18 protein-coding genes are annotated in these 24638 nt (G+C 60.8%); 14 read left to right on the top strand and 4 right to left on the bottom strand.

Features of this window, described 5'->3' with window-relative positions:
* Window positions 1-419 precede the first annotated feature (419 nt).
* Complete coding sequence (locus WX88_RS27775; protein WP_052732749.1) at window positions 420-5225, bottom strand: sigma 54-interacting transcriptional regulator; 4806 nt, start codon at window positions 5223-5225, stop codon at window positions 420-422.
* Complete coding sequence (locus WX88_RS27780) at window positions 5222-7534, bottom strand: tetratricopeptide repeat protein (protein WP_052732750.1); 2313 nt, start codon at window positions 7532-7534, stop codon at window positions 5222-5224. Before WX88_RS27780 ends, WX88_RS27775 begins: the two co-directional genes overlap by 4 nt.
* Before the next feature lie 584 nt (window positions 7535-8118).
* Here WX88_RS27780 and WX88_RS15960 point away from each other — a divergent pair.
* From WX88_RS15960 to WX88_RS16000, 9 genes are all read left to right on the top strand, one after another.
* Window positions 8119-8850 (top strand): alpha/beta fold hydrolase, encoded by a 732-nt coding sequence (locus tag WX88_RS15960; protein WP_046245390.1) that lies wholly within the window; start codon window positions 8119-8121, stop codon window positions 8848-8850.
* 99 nt (window positions 8851-8949) lie between these two features.
* Window positions 8950-9792 carry an oxidoreductase gene (locus WX88_RS15965; protein ID WP_046245391.1) on the top strand — a complete coding sequence of 281 codons (843 nt, stop codon included), beginning with the start codon at window positions 8950-8952 and terminating at the stop codon, window positions 9790-9792.
* A 44-nt stretch (window positions 9793-9836) separates the two neighbouring features.
* Entirely contained in the window at window positions 9837-10667 is an 831-nt protein-coding gene (locus WX88_RS15970; RefSeq protein WP_072053032.1) for an MBL fold metallo-hydrolase, read from the top strand.
* A gap of 2 nt (window positions 10668-10669) precedes the next feature.
* Window positions 10670-11362, top strand: coding sequence for a type 1 glutamine amidotransferase domain-containing protein (locus tag WX88_RS15975; RefSeq protein WP_046245392.1), 693 nt, complete (start codon window positions 10670-10672; stop codon window positions 11360-11362).
* Between the two features lie 213 nt (window positions 11363-11575).
* Window positions 11576-12100, top strand: a complete 525-nt coding sequence (locus WX88_RS15980; RefSeq protein WP_052732751.1) for an ester cyclase — start codon at window positions 11576-11578, stop codon at window positions 12098-12100.
* A 126-nt stretch (window positions 12101-12226) separates the two neighbouring features.
* Entirely contained in the window at window positions 12227-12910 is a 684-nt protein-coding gene (locus tag WX88_RS15985) for a UbiX family flavin prenyltransferase (protein ID WP_046245393.1), read from the top strand.
* A 108-nt stretch (window positions 12911-13018) separates the two neighbouring features.
* Complete coding sequence (locus WX88_RS15990) at window positions 13019-14554, top strand: UbiD family decarboxylase (protein WP_052732752.1); 1536 nt, start codon at window positions 13019-13021, stop codon at window positions 14552-14554.
* 75 nt (window positions 14555-14629) lie between these two features.
* Window positions 14630-16222 (top strand): aldehyde dehydrogenase family protein, encoded by a 1593-nt coding sequence (locus WX88_RS15995; RefSeq protein ID WP_082116077.1) that lies wholly within the window; start codon window positions 14630-14632, stop codon window positions 16220-16222.
* 118 nt (window positions 16223-16340) lie between these two features.
* Window positions 16341-17213 carry an SDR family oxidoreductase gene (locus tag WX88_RS16000; protein ID WP_052732753.1) on the top strand — a complete coding sequence of 291 codons (873 nt, stop codon included), beginning with the start codon at window positions 16341-16343 and terminating at the stop codon, window positions 17211-17213.
* A gap of 172 nt (window positions 17214-17385) precedes the next feature.
* On the opposite strand, the gene WX88_RS16005 is transcribed toward WX88_RS16000, so the two are convergent.
* Window positions 17386-17886, bottom strand: coding sequence for a DUF3291 domain-containing protein (locus WX88_RS16005; RefSeq protein WP_046245394.1), 501 nt, complete (start codon window positions 17884-17886; stop codon window positions 17386-17388).
* A 92-nt stretch (window positions 17887-17978) separates the two neighbouring features.
* Entirely contained in the window at window positions 17979-18311 is a 333-nt protein-coding gene (locus WX88_RS16010; protein WP_046245395.1) for a winged helix-turn-helix transcriptional regulator, read from the bottom strand.
* A gap of 141 nt (window positions 18312-18452) precedes the next feature.
* Between WX88_RS16010 and WX88_RS16015 the strand changes: the two genes are divergently transcribed.
* The 5 genes from WX88_RS16015 to WX88_RS16035 all read left to right on the top strand — a co-directional run bounded on the left by WX88_RS16015 (window position 18453) and on the right by WX88_RS16035 (window position 24557).
* Entirely contained in the window at window positions 18453-18776 is a 324-nt protein-coding gene (locus tag WX88_RS16015; RefSeq protein WP_046245396.1) for a hypothetical protein, read from the top strand.
* Between the two features lie 30 nt (window positions 18777-18806).
* Window positions 18807-19463, top strand: a complete 657-nt coding sequence (locus WX88_RS16020) for an SDR family NAD(P)-dependent oxidoreductase (RefSeq protein WP_046245397.1) — start codon at window positions 18807-18809, stop codon at window positions 19461-19463.
* 18 nt (window positions 19464-19481) lie between these two features.
* Window positions 19482-20135, top strand: a complete 654-nt coding sequence (locus tag WX88_RS16025) for an SDR family NAD(P)-dependent oxidoreductase (RefSeq protein WP_046245398.1) — start codon at window positions 19482-19484, stop codon at window positions 20133-20135.
* Window positions 20136-20228: 93 nt separating this feature from the next.
* Window positions 20229-20879 carry a biotin/lipoyl-binding protein gene (locus WX88_RS16030; protein ID WP_046245399.1) on the top strand — a complete coding sequence of 217 codons (651 nt, stop codon included), beginning with the start codon at window positions 20229-20231 and terminating at the stop codon, window positions 20877-20879.
* Between the two features lie 99 nt (window positions 20880-20978).
* Window positions 20979-24557, top strand: coding sequence for a hypothetical protein (locus tag WX88_RS16035; protein ID WP_156176178.1), 3579 nt, complete (start codon window positions 20979-20981; stop codon window positions 24555-24557).
* Window positions 24558-24638 lie beyond the last annotated feature (81 nt).

The following is a 24638-nucleotide window of genomic DNA, read 5'->3' on the forward strand; positions in this document are numbered from 1 at the left end:
ACTTTGGTAGAAACCTTGCCAGCAGACGGTGCCAAGGTGGTTAATGAGGCAGATTCTGGAATTATTGGAATATCAATTGACGGCTCAAAATTGACCCGTCACCGCCCGCAGTCGCAATGGAAATTCGGGTGAAGCGTCGTCTAGCGAAGCTGAATCGTCAGCAAATGCGCTCGAACCGTTGGCGCATTTGTGGCCTCGGCAGCCGGTCAGCAGGCGCCGATAGTGTTGAGACCACCGGGTCTTTCATGGAGTCAAGATTTTGTTGTCCTGGTTCTTTCACTTTGTCAGGACAAAGGTCCGGCGGGGCCACCCCTCAAAACATTAACATAGGTTAATAAAAGCGCTTGCTATTCGCCCCACGGCAAAACGTTGCTCACCAAAGTGACTTAGCTGCTGCCTACACCAGCCCGGCGTTGAAATCAATGCGTCAGGCTCTCCGCCGGAGGCGGGGAGGAGGTGCCTGCCACGTAGCGGGGCTCCTTCCGAATCCCGAGCTTTTCCATCTTCGATTCCAGCGTGGTAGGTTTCATGCCCAGGGCCTGCGCCGCGCCACGGGGCCCGCGGATTCGACCCTGCGTCTGCGCCAGCGCGGCCAGAATGCGGTTCCGCTCCAACTCGTCGCGCTCTTCCCGAAGCGAGGTTCCGGCCGCGACGCTGCCGGCCGGGCTGGGTGGGGAGTAGGCAGCCATAGGGGCCGTCGGCCGCAGGATTCGGGCCCACTCCAGCGGCCCCGGGCACACGATAACGGCCTGCTCCACCAGGTTTTCCAGCTCCCGGATATTGCCCGGCCAGTCGTAAGCCAACAGTTCCTGCAAGGCCGCCTCCTGGATGCCATAATACGGCTTGCCCAGCGTGCGGCTGAACTTCCGGGCAAAGTGCTGGGCGAGCAGCGGAATGTCTTCCGGCCGCTCGCGTAGGGCCGGCATCTGGATGGGAAACACGCTGAGTCGGTAGTACAAATCGGCCCGGAAGCGGCCGGCCGCCACTTCATCGGCCAAGTGGCGGTTGGTGGCGGCCACCACGCGCACATCGGCCTTAAATACCTTATTGCCACCCACGCGCTCAAACTCCCGCTCCTGGAGCACGCGCAGCAGCTTGCTTTGCAGCTCCAGCGGCAATTCTCCCACCTCGTCGAGGAAAATAGTGCTACCCTGGGCCAGCTCGAACTTGCCCACCCGCTTTTCCACGGCGCCGGTGAAGGCCCCCTTCTCATGGCCAAACAGCTCGCTTTCGATGAGCTGAGCCGGCAAGGCCGCGCAGTTGAGCTTGATGAGCGTGTGGCCCCGGCGCGGCGACTGGCTGTGCAGCGCGCGGGCAATAAGCTCCTTGCCGGTGCCGGTTTCACCGGTGATGAGTACCGTGGCATCGGTGCTAGCCACCTGACTGACCTGGCGAAATACTTGCTGCAAGGAAGAACTCACGCCCACCATCTCCTCGAAGTTGTAGGTCGATTTCACCTCTTCGGCCAGATATACTTTTTCCAGCTCGGCGCGCTTGCGGAGTTGATTCAGCTCCTCGTGGGCCACCATGTTTTCCACGGCCAGCGCAATTTGGGGGGCGAAGGGGAGCACCTGCCGCAGGTCGTCGTCGGTGAAGGCGAAAGCCGCCCGGCTGCTGAGCACCAGGACCGAGCGCAGGCCGTTGCGCACGGGCAAGGGCAACTCCAGCGTGGACGCCACCTGAAACACGTCGCGCCGCACCCGATAGACCAGGTGTTGCGCGCACATGGCCTCAAACGCTTCGCCCGTGTAAACGGCTGGTCGCAGCTCGCGCTGCATCAGAGCCTCGGTTTCCTGCATATCCATATCGGAGTAGGCCGCCCGCGACGCGTCGGTGATATCCGCAAACATGCCCTTGTCGTCCTTGCGTACCACCGTGAAGTGCAGCAGCTGCTGGGCCGTGAAGGTCCAGGCACTAAGCGAGTCCAGCGGCACCAACGGGTTTAGCTCCTCGGCTACGGCCTGGTAAAGACTGAAACTGCTTTTCATAGTAACCAGAGCGTTGCTCAGGGCCAGCTGCCGGGTGCGCTCCCGCTCCTGGCGCTCAATTTTTTCAAACGAAAAGAGGTTTTCCAGGCCCAGTGCCAGCTGCGGGGCCAGTCGCTCCAGCACCGCCAGTTGGGCTGGCTGGTAGAAGCTGGGCTGGCGGCTGTCCAAGATGAGCACCGCCACCAGCTCGTCGTGGTGGCGCACGGGCAGAAACAGCTTGGACTGCACACCCCATTTCTCCTGCGTCAGCTTCAGCAGCCCGTATTGCTGCACCAGCCGCTCCATGTCGGCGCCCCCGTACAGGGCCGGGTGCTCATGCAGAGGGGTCATTGCTTGCATCAGCTCCCGCAATTCCAGCGGGGCTACCCCCAGCTCGCGCACAACCATCTGGGGGTAGAGGCGCTCGACGCCTTCCGTGTCGGTGCGGCGCCAGCTCAAATCCAGGCTGCTGCGCTGTGGAAACACGAATCGACAAACGTCCCAGCCCGCCAACCAGCCAATTTCTTCGGCAACCGTCAGAAACTTGGTGGCCCATGCCTCCGAACTAGTCAGGGCCGTGGTGACCGTCAGTTGCAGGGTTTTCTCCCGCTCTCGCTCAATGATTTCTTCGTTGGCCAGAATGTTGGCCATGGTGGTGGCAAATAAGCTGAGCAGCTGCTTGAACAAGGGCAGTTGGCGGGCGTGGAAGGTGCCTTCTTCGCGGCCCCAAAGGCAGAGCATGCCCATCCGGTGACCATTGTGAACGAGCGGCCCGCCCAGGATTTCACGTAGCCCGGCATCGATGAGGTAAGGAAAGTGTGGGTGACCGGGACAGTGCTCTAACACCCAAGCCAGGGACCGGATGCGGGGCTCATGCAAAAACTCATCGACCGCCGGGTGAGCAGGCAGAAAGCCATACAGCCCTGCTTGGCCAATGGCCATGCCACTTGGCATCCCGTCGAGGTCGTTGTCGACCGTAAGGTCGCGGTGAGCACCGTCGGGCCGTATCTCAAACAGGCCCGCGTCAGCAAAGGGCAACACGGTCCGAATCTGATCGAAGATGACCTGCAGCAGCTCCCGGTGGATGCGGGCTTCGGCCAGGGTTTCGGAAATCTCCAGCAGAGTGGCTTTCACCCGCTCGCGTTCGGTAATTTCTTCGGTGGCCAAAATATTAGCCACGGCCACGGCCAGCTGATTGGACACATTCTGGAACAAGCGGTACTGCGCGGGCCGGAAGTGCCCCGCTTGGGTACTATTGAAGAAGAGAATGCCCAGTAGCCGGTCGCCGGTGCGCAGCAACGTGCTCAGGCTTTCCTGGTAGCCGTCCGCCCGCAGCGCCGGAAGCTGGACGTAATCCGGAAAGCGGGCGAATAGCTCCTCGTCGTATCGAAACAAGACTGGGCCATCCGCCTGCTGCAGCTCCTGCACCACCCACTCCAGCGCCGAACCAGCGTATTTCAACACGCCGGCCTCTTCCTTGTGCAGGCGGTCGACGGTGGCGGAGGGGCAGATTGAGGGGTCGGTTACGGTCAGGTCCTGGATGTATTCCTGTGCCTCATCGAGCACAAAAAAGCCCGTGTCGTAGAAGCCAAATAAGGGCTTGAGCTTATCGAAGACGACTCGCAGCAAGGCGCTTCGGTCGGCAATAGTGGCCACAGCCTCGCTGATATCCAGCAGCACCGTCTTTTCCCGCTCCCGTTCCAGAATCTCCTCATTGGCCAGGATGTTGGCCACGGCCACGGCTACCTGGTCGGCAATAGCTTGGAACAGCTTCAGGTCGATGGTTGCGAAATAGCCGGCGCGCTTGCTGTTCAGGTTGAGGCTGCCCAGCAGCCGGCCCCCGGTTTTCAAGGTGGTCATGAGGCACTCCTGGAAGCCCTGCTCGATTTCTACTGGCAGGTACACGGCGTCGGGCCACTGCCGAGCCAGCTCCTCGGTTATGGGTAGTATGAGGGGACTGCCGGCCCCTTCTATCTGGCTGTAGGTGTGCTCAAGCAGCGTGCCGGGGTAGGGCAGGCGCTCCTGTTCCCGCTCGTGCAGAATGTTGTTCACCAGCGACTCGTACACCTCTGGCCACACCGTAGCCCAATCCACGAGGTGCTGGTCGTCTGCGTCAAAAACCGCCAAGCCCAAATCCTCAAACTCTACCAATGGCCGCAGCAGCCCGAAGATGGCAGTAAGCAACGTTTTTTTATCGTTGACGGTAGCGATGGTTTGGGCCACATGCAGCAGGACGTCCTTTTCCTGTTCCCGCGCCATGATTTCTTCTCGGGCCAGAACATTGGCCACGGCCCCGGCCACCTGGTCGGCCACGGCCTGAAACAGCTCAAACTGGGCGGGCTGAAAATAGCCGGTTTGTAGGCTGTTGAAGCACAAATAGCCCAGCACCTGTCCCCCGGTTCGCAGCAGCGTGCCCAGGAATTCACGGTAGCCGCCGGCCGCAATGATGCGTGCGCAGTGAGCCTGCAGGTCCGGGTCATCGGTCAGCGCTAGGTAGGCGTCATCGTAGGGCACGACGACCGGTTGCCCGGCGTGGGTGAGGCGGTCAACCAGCACGGAGAAGCTGGAGTCGGGGTAGGCGAACTGTTGCGGCGGTAGTTGGTGAAACTTCTCGTTGCCAACCGAGGGGCTGATAGTCGGGTCGACCGTGGTCCAGTCGGCAATGTGCTGGCCGTCGGGGCTGAGCACAAACAGCCCCACGTCGTGAAAACCGAATACGGGCTGCGACTTCTCAAAGAGCAGGCGTAGCAGGGTCGCCCGCTCCCGCACGGTGGCCAGGGCCATGCTCATGTCGAGCAGCAAGCGGCGTTCCTGTTCCTGGCGCGATACCTGCTCGTAGGCGTGCCGATAGAGGGCAACCTCCACGGCAGCCTTGATGTCGGCTTCCATAAATGGCTTCACGACGTAGCCATAAGGCTGCGTGAGGTTTGCCCGACTCAGGGTAGCCTCGTCTACGTAAGACGTTATGTATATGAAAGGCAGGCTGTAGTGTAGCCTGATTTCCCGGGCCAGGTCAATGCCATCGCGCTGCTCCTGCAGGTTAACGTCAATCAGGACCATATCCACCGGGTGGCGGTGCAAGGCCGCTAAGGCCGTCGGCATCGAATGCGCGATGCCGGTAACGTTGTAATTAAAGCTCTGAAGAATATTGCGCAAATCGTTGGCAATGACAAAATTATCTTCAACAATTAGAATCCGTGCTCTGGTCAGGTCCTGGGCCGCGGATGGCGCTTCGGGAGGGGTAGGATGGGGGCTCATAGGTTGGTTAGCTCAGCCGTTGGTTCCTCGGCGAATGACTCCGCCAGCAGCGGCAGTTGGAGGTTGAACTGACAGCCTTCCTGATTGGCGAATCTTATCTGGGCCTGGAGCTGACGCGCTAGCCCATAAATCAATTGCAAACCCATCGAAGGGCTTTGCTCGGGCACAAACCCCGCGGGTAGGCCAATGCCGTTGTCGGCCACTTCAAGGTGGACCTGGCCGCCCAGCTGCCGCAGGCTCACGCGAATGATGCCGCTGCCAGAGCTGCCAAACGCGTACTTGAGCGCATTGGTAAGAACTTCGTTGAGGATCAGTCCCATTGGAGTGGCCTGATCCACGTCGAGCAACAGGGAATCCAAGGCCAGTTCAAAGCCTACCTGTCCGGGCCGGCCCAGCGTTTTGTTGAGGTAGCTCACCAGCGTGCGGACGTAGCGGTCCATTTCCAGCTGGCCCAGACTGGCCGATTGATAAAGGAACTGATGAATCAGGCTGATGGCCTGCACGCGGGCCTGGCTTTCTTGCAGGGCTTGCAGGGCGCCCTGGTCCTGAAGCTCGGCGGCCTGGGCGCGGAGCAAGCTCATCACCATTTGTAGATTATTTTTCACGCGGTGGTGAATCTCCTTTAGCAGCAACTCCTTCTGGCCCAGTAAATCCTCTTTGTCGTGCAGCAGGTGCTCCAGCGTCAGCTTCTGCTGGTTGATTTGAGCTTGTTGGGCTTCCAGATAGCGGTTGGCGCGCTGCTTGAGCCGGTAGCGGTTGTAAAGCAGCCCTAGGAGCAGAAGCAACAGCACGGCTCCACCCAAGGTGGTATTACGAGCAAGTTGTTGGCGTTTGAGTTGGGCTTGCTGTAGTTTGAGCTGGGTCTGCTGTAACTGATTTCGTTGGTTAAGTAGTAAGATATTTTGGTCCTTTTTCTCAGACTCGTAACGAGTCAGCAGCTCGGTCAGTTGCTGGCTCTTGCGGCTGTTGAATAAACTGTCTTTTAAGGCTATGTATCGTTTAAAATGCCCCAGGGCTGCCCCGGGCCTGCCCTGCGCCGAGTCTACCAAGGCCAACTGCTCTTCTACCTGCATCTGGGTCTCGACGGTTCCTAGCCGTACGGCTAAAGGCCGGGCTACTTGCAACTGCTTGCTGGCTTGCGTATACTGGTGCAGGGTACGGTAGGATATGCTCAACTCTACCAGCATATTCAGTATTCCTGGTTGGCTGCCAATTGTGCGGTATATTACCAAGCTACGCTGCTGTGCCGCTAACGCTAAAGGGGTTTTACCAGTGGCCCGATAGAGCATGCCAAGTACCATTAAGCTATTAGCGATGCCCTCTTTGTCGTCAATTTTTTCCTGAATGCGCAGCGCTTTCTCAGAATACAATAGACCGCGCTTATACTCTTTCAAGTATAGATATCCGGATGCTACGTTGTGTAAGCTCTGAGCAATTTCGTACTTGCTATCTGTCGCTTGCCGGTATTTCAACACCTGCAGATGATAATTGAGCGATAGGCGATAGTTTCCTTCCTTTATGTACACGTTAGCAATATTGTTCAGCATACTTATTACTCCTTCTGAATCATTAATCTGCTTATACAATTGTAGCGCCTGAAAATAGTGACGCAGTGCAGCAGCATATTCGCCCTGCTCTTTCAGTACCGCGCCTATGTTGGATAACTCCGAGGCCTCGTTGCTTTTATTCTTCAGTGATTTATTCTTTAATGATTTATAAAGTGCCAGCGCCTGGCGGTAGTAAGCCAGCGCTTCGGGGTATTTTCCTCGCTTATAGCTGACGAAACCTAGATTATTAAGAACTCCCGCCTGCTCATTTGACTTATTTAAGCGCTGATATACTCGAGTAGCCTTTTTGAAATATAAAAATGCGCTATCGTATTCGCTCTGCCGGGCATACACGTTTCCAATGCAGATCAGCGCCACGGCAACACCTGTTGAGTTAGGGGTGCGTTGTTCCAACTGAAGCATTTGGTTGAAACGGCTCAGCGCCTGACGGTGCTTTCCTTGCACCCAATACGCAAATCCCATGTGGCGCAAGCTGGAACTCAAGCTGCGTCGATGCCCCGTTTTCCTGCTAAGCTGGTAGGCTTGCTGGATATACATCAAGGCTGAATCCGGACTCGAACTGGTATAGCGCTGCCCGATTTTGTTCAGCACTGCAATGCGGTAGGTATCTGGGAGCTGAGTTTTTAACAGGTTCTGCAGGCTGTCGAGCGGGCCGCCCTGTCCGTAAGCCGAGCCGATGGCCCACACTGCCATGAGCAGTCCCCGCAGGAAGTTCATAAAGAGGTTGAACTTAGTTGGCATAGTGCTCTTGATAAAGTGAAACGGGTGATGCGGCACAATGAGTGTAGCCCCAAATAAAAGAGCTAACTCAGCCAGACCTTGGAAACGGTAATTACCATATCTGCTGACCGCAGCCTAGTAGAAGCTTGACCAGTTAGATTGTAAATAATCAACAACAGAAATTGTTATATTCTGGCAAGTGCCTTGCTCAGGCAGCGGCCCACCATCTGAGAAGTAGCTATCACTGAGCCTTTACAACTCACTTTGAGCTTTTTGCAGTGCGACTCGCACCCACAAATAAACGAGCCAGGCAGGGCTTGGAGAGCCGCTACAGAAAAACTCCGATTTTTCGTAGGTATTCGGTGAATATGTACTCAGTTGTCGGAGTTTTTGGCCCAATCCGAGCCATTCACTTTCGTCGGGGCGAAGTCCAAAAAGACCTTTTTTGAGCGTTTGAGGACGGTTTTTGGCTTGAAAAGGCTGATTGGTGCCGGTCTCGGCACAGCGCTTGACATTACCCCACTGCCAGGATAGCCCAGTCTTGTCAAGCTGACTGGTTGGCGCCACATCATCTCACCTCTTTCGTTCAGCTCAAAAAATGCACAATGAATAACGGAAAACTTACCTACGTACTGGTTCATGGGGCCTTCGCTGGTCAATACGCATGGCAGTTGGTCAAGCCCCGGCTGGAGCAAGCGGGGCACAAAGTGATAACCTTCGACCTGCCTGGCCACGGCGACGACCCCACCCCAGCGGCTCAGGTTACGTTCGAGAGCTACGTCAGGACTGTGGTGGACCACATCAATGCCGAGGCGGGCCAAGTAGTGTTGGTAGGGCACAGCATGGGCGGGATGGTTATTTCGCAGGTCGCCGAGCAAATTCCCGACAAGCTGGCTAAGTTGGTGTACTTGTCGGCTTACCTGCCGCAAAATGGCCAGAGCATTCAGGACCTGTCGGGCGCCGGCGATTCGGAAAGCCTGATTGGGCCCAACCTGAAGCTGGCCGCCGACTATTCCACAGCCAGCCTGCCCACCGATATTGCGGTGCAGGTATTTGCGGGCGACTGCTCCGACGACATTAAAAAACTGGTAGCCGCGACCAACAAGCCCGAGCCCCTCGCGCCCTTCCAAGCCCAGGTGGCCCTGACGGCGGCGAATTTTGGCCGGGTGCCCAAGTATTACATCGAGACCCTGCACGACCAGGGCGTGGGTACCGCGCTGCAAAAGCAAATGGTGAGCAGCGGCGCCGTAGCCAAGGTCTATACCCTCGAATCGGGCCACAGTCCCTACTTCGCCAAGCCGGCCGAGCTGGTGACCATTCTGGAAGAGCTACCATAGCTTATCAGCCTCCGTTCAATTAGTAAACTCATTGCTGCCCAGGAATTGGGCAGCGTATCTGCTGCTTCCCCAAACCACTACCACCTAAAAATCTATCTCATGGCCAAGCAAAAACGCGTTTGGTTTATCACCGGCTGCTCTTCCGGCTTCGGACGGGCTCTGGCGGAAGCCGTCATTGCCCACGGCGACCACCTGGTAGCCACGGCCCGCCGCCTGAGCACTATTGCCGACCTCGTCGCCCAGGCGCCGCATCGGGTGCTCACCCTCGCCCTCGACGTGACCAAGCCCGATTCGGTGCAGGTGGCCATTGCCGCGGCCATCACCCGCTTTAACGTCATCGACGTGCTGGTGAACAACGCGGGATATGGCTTGCAGGGCGCCATCGAGGAAATCAGCGACGCCGAGGCTCGGCAGCAGTTCGAAACCAACGTGTTTGGGGTGTGGAATGTGCTGCGGGCGGCGCTGCCCCACTTGCGTCAGGCCGGGGGCGGGCACATTCTCAACTTCTCGTCTATTGCTGGGCAGCGGGCCTCGCCGGGCCTGGGCGGATATAGCGCCAGCAAGTTCGCGGTGGAAGGCCTATCCGAAGCACTGGCCCAGGAAGTTGCCCCGCTCGGTATTCGGGTGACGCTGGTGGAGCCCGGCGGCTTCCGTACCGACTGGGCCGGCCGCTCCATGGTGTGGGCGGCGCACGAAATTAAGGAGTACGCCGCCACCAGCGGCCGGCTCCGCCAAGGGCTCAAGGGTTTTCACGGCCGCCAGGCCGGCGACCCCGCCCGCGCCGCGCAGGCCCTGCTGGCCCTCGTGGAGCTGCCGGAGCCACCCTTGCGCTTGCCGCTCGGCCCCGACGCCTTGCAGGGTATTCGCAGCAAGCTGAAGGAGGTGGAGCGCGACATTTCCGCTCAGGAAGCCTTGTCGTTGAGTACCAATTTTCAGCCCTGATTCAGTCCGTTTTTCTCTTCTCCCTTTTCCCTCATCCCTTCTCCATGAGCACCAAAATTCACCACGTCAATTTCGGCGGGATGCGCGCCATTCCGACCGACGACAACCCTACTACCATTTGCCACTGCCTGATTTTGGAAGATACCAACGGCCTGGCCCTGGTAGATGCGGGGCTGGGGCTGCTGGAAATGCAGCGCCCGCTGGAACGCTTCGGCGCGGGCCTGCTCAACGGCTGGGGCTTCACCATTGATGAGCGGCTGGCGGCAGTAAGTCAGCTCCGCGAAATCGGCATCGCGCCTAAAGACATCTCTCACATCCTGATGACTCACGTGGATGTGGACCATGCGGGCGGCCTGCGCGATTTTCCCAATGCCCAAGTGCACCTACTGGCCGAAGAACTGCAAAACCTGCACAACAAAAACCCGCGCTACGTCTACAATCAGTTCGAGCATAACCCGCGCTTTGCCGCGCACGGCCCCGGTAGCCAAAACTGGTTTGGGCTGGAGGCCCGGCCTCTGGCCCTGGGTTTTAGCTCGACGGTGCAGTTTATTCCACTGAAGGGGCATACGTTGGGCCACGCTGGGGTGGCCATTGAGCAGGACGGCCGCTGGGTGCTGCACGCCGGCGACACCTACTACCGCTACGTGGAAGTGCAGAATGAGCACAGCCGCGTGGACGCCACGGCCGCCCACTCCGCCGACGACAACGCTGCCCGCCTGCAGAGCCTGGCCCACCTGCGCCGCCTGCGCCGGGACCACGCCTCCGAAGTCTCCTTCTTCTCCACCCACGACGTGCTGGAGTTTAAGGACGAGCCCGACGAGCCGGTGGTCATCATGAGCAAAATCAACCTCCAAGCCACTCCTCAGCCCGCTTAGCCATGCCGCGCATCCTGATTGTAACGACCAGCCACGACCGATTGGGTTTTGGCGATGATGCCCGGCCCACGGGCGTGTGGTTTGAGGAATTTGCCGTGCCCTACCTCGAATTTGAGCGGGCCGGGGCCCAGCTTACCGTGGCCAGCCCCAGGGGCGGCGCCATGCCTATCGACCCGCGCAGCACGCCCACCGCAGCCCAGGAGCAGGAATGGGCATCGGCCCTGGAAGCGTCGCGTCACACGCTGCTGCTGGCTGGGCAGCAAGCCGCCGACTACGATGCTGTTTTCCTGCCGGGCGGGCACGGGCCCATGTTCGACCTGCCGGATAATGCTGACTTGCAGCGCTTGCTCTACGATTTTCAGGCGCAGGACAAGTTTATCGTCGCCGTGTGCCACGGCCCGGCCGGGCTGGTGGGCGCCAAGCGCCCCGCCGATGGCCAGCCTCTGGTGCAGGGCAAAACCCTGACTTCCTACACCTACGAAGAAGAAATAGCCGCGCACCTGGACCAGGACGTTCCTTTCATCCTAGAGAACCGACTGAAGGAACTGGGGGCTACCTTCATTGCCGCCCCCGTGAAAGCCGAGCATGTGGAATGCGACGGTAAGCTGATTACGGGCCAGAACCCGGCCAGCAGCGCCAAAATTGCCCAAGTGCTACTCGCCGCGCTACGAAACCAGGCGGCCATTGCGCTGTAAATCAGACGGCCGTCCCGGGGGCTGATAGCATGTAGCACAGATTCATCCAGAGCGGTTCTACAGTGGATGTGCATGTAGCGTGGACTCTGCGAGTCCGCGCCTGAACGAGCCGACACAATCCCGGCTACGCGCGGACTAAAAGTCCGCACTACTAGCATACTCATGCCGAAATGGTTCTGGTTTCCCTGCCCATTTTCCCTATAAAACATGACGATGAAAGCAACTCCTAAAGAAGAGAAGAAGGCCCGGAAAAAGGCCAAGCAACAGCAGGCAAAGGCAGACAAGAAGCGCAACCTGGAAGTGGTGCTGCGCTATATGAACGAGGGCATCGGTAAGGTTGACCTGACGGCTTTCGATGCTTGCCTGCACCCGGACGTGCAGATTTTCACCGGCCTCAAGCCACAGGGACCTATCGAGGGGGTGGAAGAGTATAAGCAGGTTTTCGCCGGCTTCGCCGAGGCCTTCCCGGTGCGCCAGTTTACGATTGACGAGGTGTTTGCCACGAAGAACAAAGTGGTGGTGCGCTTCACGGCTGTCGTGGCCTTCAAGCGGGATTATTACGGTGTCGTGGCCACCAACGAGGTGATTGAGATGAAGGAAGTCCACGTTCTTACCCTGCAAGAAGGCCGCGTGGTGAGCAACATCGTCAGCGGCACCAACTTTCCCTTTGAGTACCTGATGTATCCCGTGCTCAAGGATGCCGTTATCGGCCACTTACCCCTCGATGTGGAGGTGTAAGCAATAGTAAATCAATTTTCTGCTTGAAGTAGGCTTGGAGTTTTCTTCATGCTGCCGCCCCTGCAAAATGCGGGGCCTGGCTACGCCTTTGCCCTTTTATAAAATCATTTTCTAACGCTTGTACTCATGGCAATTACACCTATTCCCGACCAAGTTCTGGCTACCTCTGCCCACCGCGCTCCACGGCGGCGCCTCATCGTGGGCATTAGCGGGGCGACGGGCGTGGTGTACGCCATTCGCCTGCTGCAACTGCTGCGTGAGGCCGACATCGAAACCCACCTGGTGGTTTCCAAGCCCGGCGAGATGACGCGGGCTTACGAAACCGAAATGTCGGCCAAAGACCTGCGGGCCCTGGCGGATGTGAGTTATTCGATTACCGACGTGGGAGCGGCCATTTCCAGCGGCTCCTTCAAAACCATGGGCATGGTGGTGGCGCCCTGCTCCATTCGCACGCTCTCGGAAATTGCCACGGGCGTCACTAGTTCCCTGCTCACCCGCGCGGCCGATGTGGTGCTCAAGGAGCGCCGCCGCCTGGTGCTGCTGGTACGCGAAACGCCCCTTCACGCCGGCCACCTGAAAAGCATGCTGGCCGCCACCGAAAACGGGGCCATCATTGCCCCGCCCGTGCCGGCTTTCTACACCGGCGCCCAAACCATCGATGATTTGGTGGACCACACCGTGGGCCGGGTGCTCGACTTATTCGACATCGACACGGCCGTTGTGAAGCGCTGGGGCGAAGGCGATGGCCTCCGCATGCTGGGCAAAGCCCTGCAGGCCGCCAACGGCTTCGACAGCGCCGCGCAGCTCTAGCGCCGCGCACTCAAACTTCTGCTGGAAAACCCTTTAACCAAGAGCCTTTCGGCTCAGGCTAGCCCGTGCCTTGCCTTTTCACACCGTCTTTTCTTCAAGCCCAACCCCATGACCCTCGTCACTGAAACCGTTCCCTCCCGGCCAACTGCCGCCCTGCGGCCCACGCGCCATCTCAAAAGCCTGCGCGAATACCTCGCTGCACTACACGAAATCGGCGAAGTCCAGGAAATCGACCAAGAGGTGGACTGGCACCTGGAAATGGGTGCCATTGCCCGCCGCTGCTACGAGCTGGGTGCGCCGGCGCCGCTCTTCAACCGCGTCAAGGGCATCGAGCGGGGCTTCCGGGCGCTTAGTGCGCCGGGCGGGGTAAGCAGCCAGCCCGGCCTGTACCTGGCCCGCATCGCGCTTTCGCTGGGTCTGCCGCCGCGCGCCACCGGCCCCGAAATCGTGGAAGCGCTGGCCGCTGGCAAGCTGCGGGCGCCCATCGCGCCGGTGGTGGTGCCCACCGGGCCGTGTAAAGAAAACGTGCTGCTCGGCGAGCAAGTGGATTTGCTGCGCCTGCCCACCCCGCTCATTCACGACGGCGACGGCGGGCGCTACCTCAACACCTACGGCGTCATCGTAGCCCAAAGCCCCGATAAGCAGTGGACGAACTGGTCCATTGCCCGCATCATGCTGCTCGACCGGAACACGATGACCGGCATCGTGGCGCCTAATCAGCACATCGGCATGATTCATAAAATGTGGAAGGACCTGGGGCAGGACATGCCCTTTGCCCTGGTGCTGGGCGGCGAGCCGGCCATTCCGTTCGTGGGTGGTATGCCGCTGCCGGCCTGGGTGAACGAGGCCGACTACCTGGGCGGCTATTTCGGCGAGGGGCTGGAAGTGACGCCCTGCGAAACGGTGGACCTGCACGTGCCCGCCACGGCCGAAATCGTCATCGAAGGCTTTTTGTCAAAAGATGAAAAAGTGAAGGAAGGGCCCATGGGCGAGTACGCCGGCTACGCCTGGGGTGGGGAAGGGGCCTTCCAGCCCGTGTACCACGTCACGGCCCTGACCTTCCGCAACGACCCCGTGCTGCCCTTCGCGGTGGCTGGCGAGCCGGTGGAGGAAGACCACACCGCCTGGGGCATCCCGAACGCCGCCGAGCTGCTGGCCGAGTTGCGCGAAAAGGGCATTCCGGCCACCTCGGCCTGGCTGCCGCTGGAAAGCGCCAACCACTGGGCCGCCATCACTTTCCCCAATAACTGGCGCAGCACGCTAAGCTACAACACCGACGAGCTGGTGCGGCGGGTGGGCGAAATCCTGTTCGCGTCCAAGGCCGGCATGGGTGTGCCCAAGCTGCTGCTCGTGAACGACGACGTGGACCCCAGCAACACCAAGGAACTGGTGTGGGCCTTCGCCACCCGCTGCCGCCCCGTGACCGGCGAAGTGGCGTTCGGCAGCGAGAATACCAATCCGCTGGTGGCTTTTCTGAGGGCCGAGGAGAAGATGTCGATGCACACCACCAAGGTGATTTACAACTGCCTGGCCCCCGAGGAGTGGGGCGATGACCTGCCCAAGCGGGTCAATTTCCGGCGCGCCTGGCCCGTGGCTGTGCAGGAAAGAGTGCTGGCCGAATGGCACAACTACGGCTTCAAATAACATAACTGGCGGCTGACCCGGTCGGGTGACCGCCCTCATTTTTCACCTTTTTCCATTTTTCCCAATCCAACCATCATGGCAGACCTGATTGCAACCCGCCCCGCCCCGTCGAAGAACGGCCACGGCAAAGCCCAACACGACTGGCACAAGACCTGTCCCGTTCCCAAGCCGGCCGAGCAGCACGCCAACGGCGCACTGCAGCCCATTAAGATTGAGCCGGGCCAGCTGTTCATCAACGGCGTATGGCGCGACTCATCGGACGGTAAAACCTTCACCACCACCAACCCCGCCACCGAAGAAGTTATCACCCACCTGGCTCAGGGCACGGCCGACGACGCCAACGCCGCCGCCGAAGCCGCCCGCAAGGCCTTCGCCGAAGGCGAGTGGGGCAAGATGAAAGGCAAAGAGCGCGCAAAAATCATGTACCGCATTGCCGACCTCATTGAGCATTACGCTGACGAGCTGGCCTTCCGCGAAAGCACCGACATGGGCAAGCTCTACCGCGACGTGACTCACGTGGACATTCCGCACATTGCCAACATGTTCCGTTACTTCGCCGGCTGGGCCACCAAGCTCGACGGCTCGGTGAAGAACTCGGAAGGCATCGGCGGCAACAACCACCTGCTCACCTATACCCGCCGCGAGCCGCTGGGCGTGGTGGCGGCCATCACGCCCTACAACTTCCCGCTGATTCTGACCGTGAGTAAGATTGCCCCGGCTCTGGCCGCCGGTAACACCTTCATTCACAAGCCCGCCTCGCTCACTCCGCTCACGGCCGTAACGCTGGCCAAAATCATGCAGGAAGCCGGTATGCCGGCCGGTTCCTACAACCTGGTCACCGGTCCCGGCGGGGCCGTGGGCGACGCGCTGACCAAGAGCCCGCTCATCGACAAGATTGCCTTCACTGGCTCGACGCCGGTCGGGCAGGGCATCATGCGCGGTGGGGCCGAAACCATGAAGCACCTGACCATGGAGCTGGGCGGCAAGTCGCCCAACATCGTCTTTGCCGATGCCGACCTGGACCGCGCCGTGGAGCTGGCCGTGCTGGCCATCTTCTGGAACAAGGGCGAGGTGTGCGTGGCCGGCTCGCGCTGCCTGGTGCAGGAGTCTATCTTCGACGAGTTTGTGGCCAAGCTCAAGGTGCGCACCGAGAAGCTCAAGACCGGTGACCCGTTCGACCCGACTGTCGACATGGGCCCGATGTCGGGTAAGGGCGAATACGAGAAAGTGCTGAAGTACATTGAGTACGGCCACGAAGACGGCGGCAAGCTCATCACCGGCGGCAAGGCCTTACAGGTGAACGGCAAAGGCTATTTCATTGAGCCTACGGTGTTTGTGACCACCAACGAGGCCCGCATTGCCCGCGAGGAAATCTTCGGGCCGGTGCTGGCCGTGGTGCCCTTTAAAGATGAGGCCGACGCAGTGCGCCTGGCCAACGACTCACCATTCGGTCTGGCTTCGGGCGTGCAAACCCGCGACCTGACCAAGGCCCTGCGCGTGGCCGAGAAAATCGAAGCTGGTACGGTCTGGATTAACACCTGGCACCAGTACGACCCCTCTTCGCCCTTTGGCGGCTACAAGATGTCGGGCTACGGCCGCGAGCACGGCATCGAAACCTTCGAGAGCTACACCCAGACCAAAACCATCTGGGCTGACCTGAACGCCTAGCGTCGCGGTTAGTTTCGCCCGTCGTTGTGGCCCCTGCGGGTTGCGGCGGCGGGCGTTGCGGCCCCGGAGCGCGGGGTTTTCTTTGTTTTGTACTTCCTGTTTTATTAACTCACTTTCCATGAGCACCTTTTTGATTACCAGCGGCAATATCGGCGAGCCCGCCGCGTTGGAGCTGGCCCGGCTGGGCCACCGCGTGCGCCTGCTCGTGCGCCACCTCAAGCCCAACGCCACACTCGACCAAGCCGGCATCGAGCAGGTGGAAGGCGACCTGAGCCAGCCGCAAACCCTGACCAAAGCCTTCGATGGTGTGGAGAAATACCTGTCGGTGACGCCCTTCGTGGAAAACCTCGTGGACCTGGGCCGTAACGCCGTGCAGGCCGCCAAGGCCGCCGGCGTGAAGCATTTCGTGCGCTCGTCGGCGCGCGGGGCCGGGCCCGAGGCCATTACCATGGGCCGCTGGCACTACGCTGTGGAGCAGCTGGTCGAAGACTCCGGCCTGGATTTTACCATTCTGCAACCGGCTTCTTTCTACCAGAACTTTATGGGTAACGCCGGCTCCATTGCCAGCAGTAACACGTTCTACTCTTCAGCCGACACGGGCCAGGCGGCCCTGATTGACGCCCGCGACATTGCCAGCGCCGCTGTGGCCGTGCTCACGCAGCCGGGCCATGCGGGCAAGCGCTATGAGCTCACTGGCAATGAGTCGCTCTCGAATGCCGACCTGGCCACGCAGCTTTCCGAGGTGCTGGGCCGCCCCATCCATTTCCACAACCTGACCGAAGACGAGATGAAAGCCGCCATGACCGGGCAGCAAATGCCCGCCTGGATGGCTGATGCCTTTGTAGAGCTGGACCGCGTCACGCGCCTGGGCTACGTAGCGGCCCCCACGCCCGACACCGAGCGCCTGCTCGGCCGGCCACCCATCACATTCCGGCAGTTCGCCCAGGAAAACAAGGCGGCGTTTGCTGCCAAAGTGCCTGTAGCGGCCTAGTTCGTTGATTTTAAGTAGCCAAGCAAACGTAACCGCATCACCCAGCCGTCATGCAGAGCGCAGCGAAGCATCTCGCGTGCCATCACTAATTCAATCGTGAAGACGCCCCCGAGCGAGATGCTTCGGCTGCGCTCTGCATGACTGCCTTGTACACTTAGCCATAGTCGACCACTTAGATTGCTTCAGCAGTTCCGTTCCCGGTTTGAGGTCTTGCCGGGGGCCGGCGGTATTTAAAATCGAAGGCGTAATCGGAAGCGCCGTGGGCTTGCAGAAAGGCGAGGCGCGCTTTGGCTTCGGCCAGCGTGGGCTGGTGGCCGGGCGCTACCGGCCAGATGACCACGGCCGGCTGCTCTAGGCGCTCGAACCACTGCTGGCGATTGCGCAACACTGTGGCGTGGGCCGATTGGTAGGCGAAAGCCAGCATCGTTTCCACGCTTTCCCACACCGACAGGTTGACGATGATGCGCTCATCGTCGTAGGGCTGCATGCTGGTGGCGTTGCCGGCGTCGTCTTTCAGGCGCCACACGAAACCGGGACTACGTTCGGCCAGGGCGTTGATGGCATCCAGCTGGGCTACGAAGCTGGCCATGACGGGGTCTTCAATCGAGGATACCAGCATGCGGGCAATGTTGAGCTCGGCGAAGTGGCCGGGCGCGGCGGGGTGGGGGAGCATAGGGGGGCGGAAAATAGGTACGGCCAAAACTAGAAAGCCCCCTTTGGCCCGACAATAACGAACAAAAAGGGAAGCATCTGGCTGGCCCGGATTCACCCTTGCGCGGCCTCTTTTTCCAGCGTCCGCTCGCCCCACTCCCACATCTGCTGCACCACGGCGCAGAGCGTGAAGCCGTGCGCCGTCAGCGCATATTCCACCCGCAGGGGGGCCTTGGTGCCGGTCACGGTTTTCAGCAGGATGCCTTCCTGTTCCAACTCCCGCAGCTGCTTGCTCAGTATTCGTTCGCTCACGCCCGCCAGTCGGCGGTACACCTGCGAGTAGCGTTTCGGGCCATGCTTGAGGTAAATAAGGATGGGCAGCTTGTACTTGCCCTTCACCGCCGCCAGAAACTTGGAGAGCGGCGCGTAGCGGTCGGGAGTGGTCATGGAAGGCAGAAAATAGTGCTTGCAAACGACTGCAAAAGTCGCATTTCAGTGAAGGGCGAGTCCCCTGGTCCGAAGTCCCTCATTGGGTGGCCAGGGCAGAGCCGCTTTTCCAGTTTATCATTCATCAAACTCAAATAGCCCATGAAAATCCTCGCCATATTTAAAGTAAAAGAAGGAGTGCCCATGCAGCAAGTGCTGCCGCTCATTGCCGAAGAAGAGCGCCTAGCCTGGCAGAAATACCTCGCCGACCAGTTGCGGGAAACCTACATGACGAGCCAGCCCGGCGTCGTTATCGACGTGTTTGAGTACGAGTCGGTAGCCGCTTTGGCGCACGACATGCAGGCCCTGCCGCTGATGCGCGCCGGCCTGCTCGACGCGACTTACTACGACCTGCTGCCCTTCAAAAATTGGGAATCTCTCTTCGCTGAAGAAAACCGAACCCCCGAAGCGCGGCGGGCCGAATAGTACCACTCTCATTTTTTACATCAAGCCGCGATGTCACACCTTCCTAATTGCCTGATTATCGGCGCGGGGCCCGGCATGGGCGCGGCCGTGGCCCGGCGCTTCGCCCGTGAGGGGTTTCGCATCCTGCTCCTCGATTTGAATGATGCGTGCGCCCAACTCACGCAACAGCACCTGCGCCAGGAAGGCTTTGCGGCTGCTGCCTACCAGGTAGATGCTGCCGACCTGCCGGCACTAAGCGCTCTACTGACTCAAATCAGTGAAGAGTACGGGCCAGTGGAAGTGTTAGTATACAATGCCGTACGCTACCAAACGGGCATGGCCAGCACCATTGCGCCCGCGCAGTTCACGGAGGCTTTTCGGGTCGACGTAGTGAGCGCGCTAGTGGCGGCCCAGCAGGTGTTGCCGGCTATGCGCGCCCAGGGCCGGGGCACCCTGCTGTTCACCGGCGGCTCCTTTGCCGATAACCCGCGCGTCGACTTTGCGACCCTCTCGCTGGGTAAGGCGGGCATCCGCCTGCTGGCCACCCTCCTGAATCAGGAGTTGGAAGACACGCCCATCAAGGTTGGTACGGTCACCATTTGCGGCTGGATCGTACCTGGTACCCGTTTCGACCCCGGCAAAATTGCCGACTGCTTCTGGGACGTGCACACCCGCGCCAAGCAGGCGGTTGAAATATTATACCAGTAACTTTGCCTACTGATACCTATGAATAGTCCGCTCTGCATTCTCATTGGTGCCGGCCCTGGTGTGGGCCAGGCCGTCGCCCGCCGCTTTGCCCGCGAGGGCTTCGCCGTGGCGCTCGTTGCCCGCAATGCTGACAAGCTCCAGCTAGCCGTCGTGGAACTGCGCGGCCAGGGCGCCACGGCCGCCGTTTACCCCGTAGATGTTGCTGATTTCGAAGCCTTGAAAGCCACGCTGGCCGCCATTGAGCAAACCCACGGCCCAGCCGCCGTGCTAGTGTATAATGCCGCTGCTTACTCGCCCGGCTCGCCTTCGGCCATCAGCCCCGAGCAGTTTTTGCGGGACTTTGACGTCAGCGTAGTGGGTGCTCTAGTGGCGGCTCAGCAGGTGTTGCCGGCTATGCGCGCCCAGGGCAGGGGCACCCTGCTGTTCACCGGCGGGGGCATCGCCGATTATCCTGACCACCACGCCACTTCCCTTTCGTTCGGCAAAACGGGTATTCGGCTGCTGGCCACGCTGCTGCACCAGGAGCTGCGCGACACGCCCCTGAAAGTGGGCACCGTCACCATTCGCGGCGGCGTGCGGCCCGGCACCCATTTCGACCCTGACCTCATCGCGGAAGCCTACTGGGAACTGCACACCGGCGACAACCAAGCCGTGGAGCGAACCTATGACTGACCCCTTTGTTACCCCCGCGATAATGGCCCCGCTTACCAGTGGCGCGGAGTTGCCTCCGCCCGTTGGGTCTGTGAAACACTAGCTCCCAATATGATGAAAAAGCTACCATTAATAGCCCTCAGCCTGGGTTTAATCGGCTTAATTGCCTTCGGCAGTACTTGGTGGAGCCAACGTGCTTCTCAGGGCTCGGCGCTGGCCACTGCACCGCCGGTTTCCACTACTATTGATTCTGGCCGCAAAGCCGCGGGGCCCGTAGTCACGGGCTTGATTGGGGCCGGGGGTGAAGAGCCCTTGCTCGCGCACGTTGCCGGGCGAGTGAAGCGGGTGTCTTTTGCCGATGGTGACTACGTGCATCAGGGCGACGTGCTGGCCAAGCTGTTCAACTTCTCATTCATCATTGCGCCGCGCAGCGGGTTTCTGGGCAAGCGCCAGATAGCCGAAGGGCAGTACGTGACGGCCAAGACGGTCGTAACCAGTATTTCCAAGAGCAACCATCTAGTGGTAATTCTTGACTCATTGCCCGATGGCCAAGCTAGCTACCAGCCCGGCGACTCCGTGCGCGTTTGGGTAGCTAGCCGGCCCGAACGGGTTGTGACGGGCGTTGTAAGCCCCGCTTCACCGACCGGTGCCGCGGCTTCAGTCGAAATTACCCTTGGACCCGGCGCGCCCTTCCGTATCGGCGAGCGGGCCTGTACCCAGCGGCCCGACGCGTCGCTCATGGCTGCCGAGTTGCCCGCCCACTAAAGACCGTGTTTATTAAATCGTAATATTGCCGCTGACATGCTCGTGCACGTCCCTAGTTTTGCTTATCTCAAAAGAGCAAGGCCCGCTCTCCGGTCCCCATTGCCCGCGGTATCCCGCGGTGTCCGCGCCGTATTGCGGGGGCTGGCGCTGGCCACCTTGGTATTGGGTAATTGGGCGGCGGTGGCTCAAGCCCCTGCCCCGGCGGCCATCTCCGTATTTCTGGTTGGTGGTACGGAAATAACGGCGGGCAGCGCTACGGCGCCGAACGTGTGGTCGACGCTGCTGGCGCAGGCCAACGCGGTAGGAAAGTCCAGCGTGTTGGTGGTGCTGGGGGATAATCTGAAGGTACCAGGCCTGCCTGGGGAGCGCGAGCGTGGTCGCGCGGCGGCGGAACAGGCCCTGGCCCCGATGATAGCGGCGCTACGCGCCTTCCCCGGCCGCATTGTGTGCGTGCCCGGCGGGGCCGAATGGGCCGGCGGCAGGTCGCGCGGGTGGGAGCGGGTACGCCTGCAAGCCGCTTATCTGGAAGAAAAAGTGGGTCGCGGTCCTTTCTTCCTGCCCGAAGGTGGCTGCCCCGGTCCGGTTGAAATTCCCCTCGACGCCACGCACACGCTCGTAGTTCTCGACACTCAATGGTGGCTGCACGCCTGGGACAAGCCCGCCGAAGAATCGGCCTGCGAAGCCCAGGACCCGTCCGCCGTGGTCACTCAGCTTGATGACATTCTGGGCCGTAACCAAGGCAAGCACGTACTCGTGGCTGGTCACCACCCGCTGTTCAGTTCGGGCTACAGCGTGTGGAAGGCGGTTTTGCCCAACCCCCGCCTGCGCCTATTTCGTCAGTCGCTGATTACGGTGCTCAACCGCTACCCCAACCTGACTTATGCCAGCGGGCACGAGCGCAGCCTGGAATACCTGGAAAAAGGCAATCAGCTTCACTACGTTGTTAGCGGAGCGGGCACTGCTGCCGGCGGGCGCACCCCGCGCCACAACGCGGTGTTCACAGCCCGTACCACCGGCTTTGCCCGGCTCGACTATGGCCGGACTGACAGTGTGGCGCTGACGCTGTGCAGCGCGGCCGGGCCCACCCTGTTTCGGCGCGGCTGGGTAGAGCCGACTACCGCCAGCCAGGCCCTGCCCACCACCGCTCCCAGCCGCCCCCGGGCCGATAGCATGGCCGTGGTGCGGGCCGGGGCACAGTACCACGCCGGCCCGTTGCGGGGCTGGCTGCTGGGCCGTAATTACCGCGCCGAGTGGGAGCAGCCGGTGCCGGTGCCAGTGCTCGACCTTGGCGCGAGCCACGGCGGCCTTACGCCGCTGAAGCGCGGTGGGGGACTGCAAACCAAATCGTTGCGACTCCGCGGCGGCGACGGCCGTGAGTACGTGCTACGCTCCGTCGGCAAGGAAGTTGACCGGGCCGTGCCTACGTTCTTGCAACACACGTTGGCCGCTGGTGTGGTGCAGGACCAGATTTCAGCGTCGCACCCTTACGCGGCGCTTACGGTGCCGATTTTGGCCGAAGCGGCCGGTGTGCCGCACACGCGGCCGCAGGTGGTGCTGGTGCCCGACGACCCGCGCCTGGGGCCGTACCGCAAGGCTTTTGCCGGGACTCTGGCCGTTTTCGAAGAACGTGACCCACTGCCCCCGGCAACGATGCCCGGCCGGCCGCAGAATAAAGCCTACAGCACCCAGGACGTGCTCGACCAATTACAGGCCGACCCGCGCAACCGTGTGGACCAACGCCAGGTGCTGCGCGCCCGCCTGCTGGATATGATGCTGGCCGACTGGGACCGGCACGAGGACCAGTGGCGCTGGCTGGCCTACCGCCGGCCCGGGGGGGGGCGGGTGTTTCGGGCCGCTCCGCGCGACCGCGACCAAGCCTATTTTGTGAATCAGGGCCTAGTGCCACGTCGGGCCAGCGTCGATTGGGGCCTGCCCAAGTTTCAGGGTTTTGATTACACCTTTCGCAACGTCAACAGCTTCAATTTTCAGGCCCGGTACTTCGACCGCAGCTTCCTGACTAGGTTGAGTGCGGCGGACTGGCGCGCCGTGGCCGACTCGGTGCAGGCCAGCCTTACCGACGTCGTGCTGGCGCAGGCCCTGCGTCAACTGCCCGATTCGGTATACCATATTTCGGGCCCCACTATCTTAGCCAAGCTGAAAGCCCACCGTGAGCAACTGCCCGGCTGGGCCGACCAATACTACCGCTTCCTGGCCCGCGAGGTCGACGTGGTGGGCAGCCACCAGCGCGAAGTCTTCGAGGTGGAGCGCCGGGAAACCGGCCAGACCAGCGTGACCGTGGTAGCGCTATCGGCCACTGGCCAGCGCGGGAGCGTGCTGTACCAGCGCACCTTTCAGCCTGAAGAAACCCGCGAAATCCGCCTCTACGGCTTGGATGGCGCCGATGTATTCAAGCTGCGTGGGGAGGCCTCGCGCGGTCCCGTCGTGCGCATCATCGGCGGGGCGGGGGCCGATAGTCTGGTCGATGCCTCGCGCGTGCGGCACGGTGCCCGCAAAACCCGCGTATACGACGAACCCAACGGCATGCAGCTGACGGCCGGCCCCGAAACCCGCGACTTGCGCTCCACAGTGCCTAATATCAATGCCTACAACAGTAGGGCGTTTCAGTACAACTATACCGGCCCGCTTTACCCGCTGGCTTACAACCCTGATGACGGCGTGTTTTTGGGGGCGGGCATCTTGACCAAGCGGCCTGGCTTCCGGAAAGAGCCTTGGGGCAGTACGCAGCGCCTTACCGGTAACGTGGCCTTGGGTACGGGCGCGTTTTCATTTGCCTACGCCGGCCAGTTTACCCACGTTGTGGGGCGCTACGACGTGCAGCTGACAGCCGACGTGCAGGCGCCCAACTACGTGCGCAACTTCTTCGGGCTGGGCAACAAGTCCGCTTACAACCCCGACATTAACATTAGTTACTACCGTGTGCGCTTCCGCAACCTGGCCTTCGGCGCGCAGCTCCAGCGCCGGCTCGGTGACCATTGGCAGTTCTACGGCGGGCCCTTGTACCAAAGCGTGGAAGTGGAGCGCACCGCCGAGCGGTTTCTGGTCGAAACGACCGATGAGCGCCTGTTCCCCACCACTTTATTTGAGCAAAAACACTACGCCGGTGGCAAAGTAGGCTTCTCCTTCGACCGCCGCGCCAATAAGCTCTTGCTGCCGGAAGGCGCCACCTGGCGCACCGAGCTGACGGCCATCGGAAGCCTTACGAATGCCGCGCGCCCGCTCACCCAGCTTACTTCGGAGCTGGGCCTGTATCGCAGCATCCGCTTCCCGGTGCGCCTCACGCTGGCCACCCGTTTCGGCGGCACGGCAGTGCTCAGCCGCGACTACGAGTTTTTCCAGGCCGCTACCCTCGATGGCCTCGGCAACCTGCGCGGCTACCGGCGCACCCGCTTTGCCGGTCGCCAGAGCGCCTACAACAACGCCGAAGTGCGCCTGCAAGTGGGCCAGTTCCGCAGCTACCTGTTTCCAGCCACGTTTGGCATCATCGGCTTCCATGATATGGGCCGGGTGTGGGTACCCGGCGAAAGCTCCAGCACCTGGCATCGCGGCTACGGCGGCGGCGTGTGGCTGGCCCCGTTTCAGCAACTCGTGGTGTCGGCTATGTATGGCATCTCCGAAGAAGACCGGCTACCGCTGGTGCGGCTGGGGTATTTTTTCTGAGAAGCTGGTTGTATTAGCCAGAAAGCGGCCAGTGCGATGTAGAGACGCGACCCTTCGCGTCTCGTCGTCCGCGCCGTTTGC

The sequence above is a fragment of the Hymenobacter terrenus genome (assembly GCF_000972495.1).
GTDB lineage: Bacteria > Bacteroidota > Bacteroidia > Cytophagales > Hymenobacteraceae > Hymenobacter > Hymenobacter terrenus.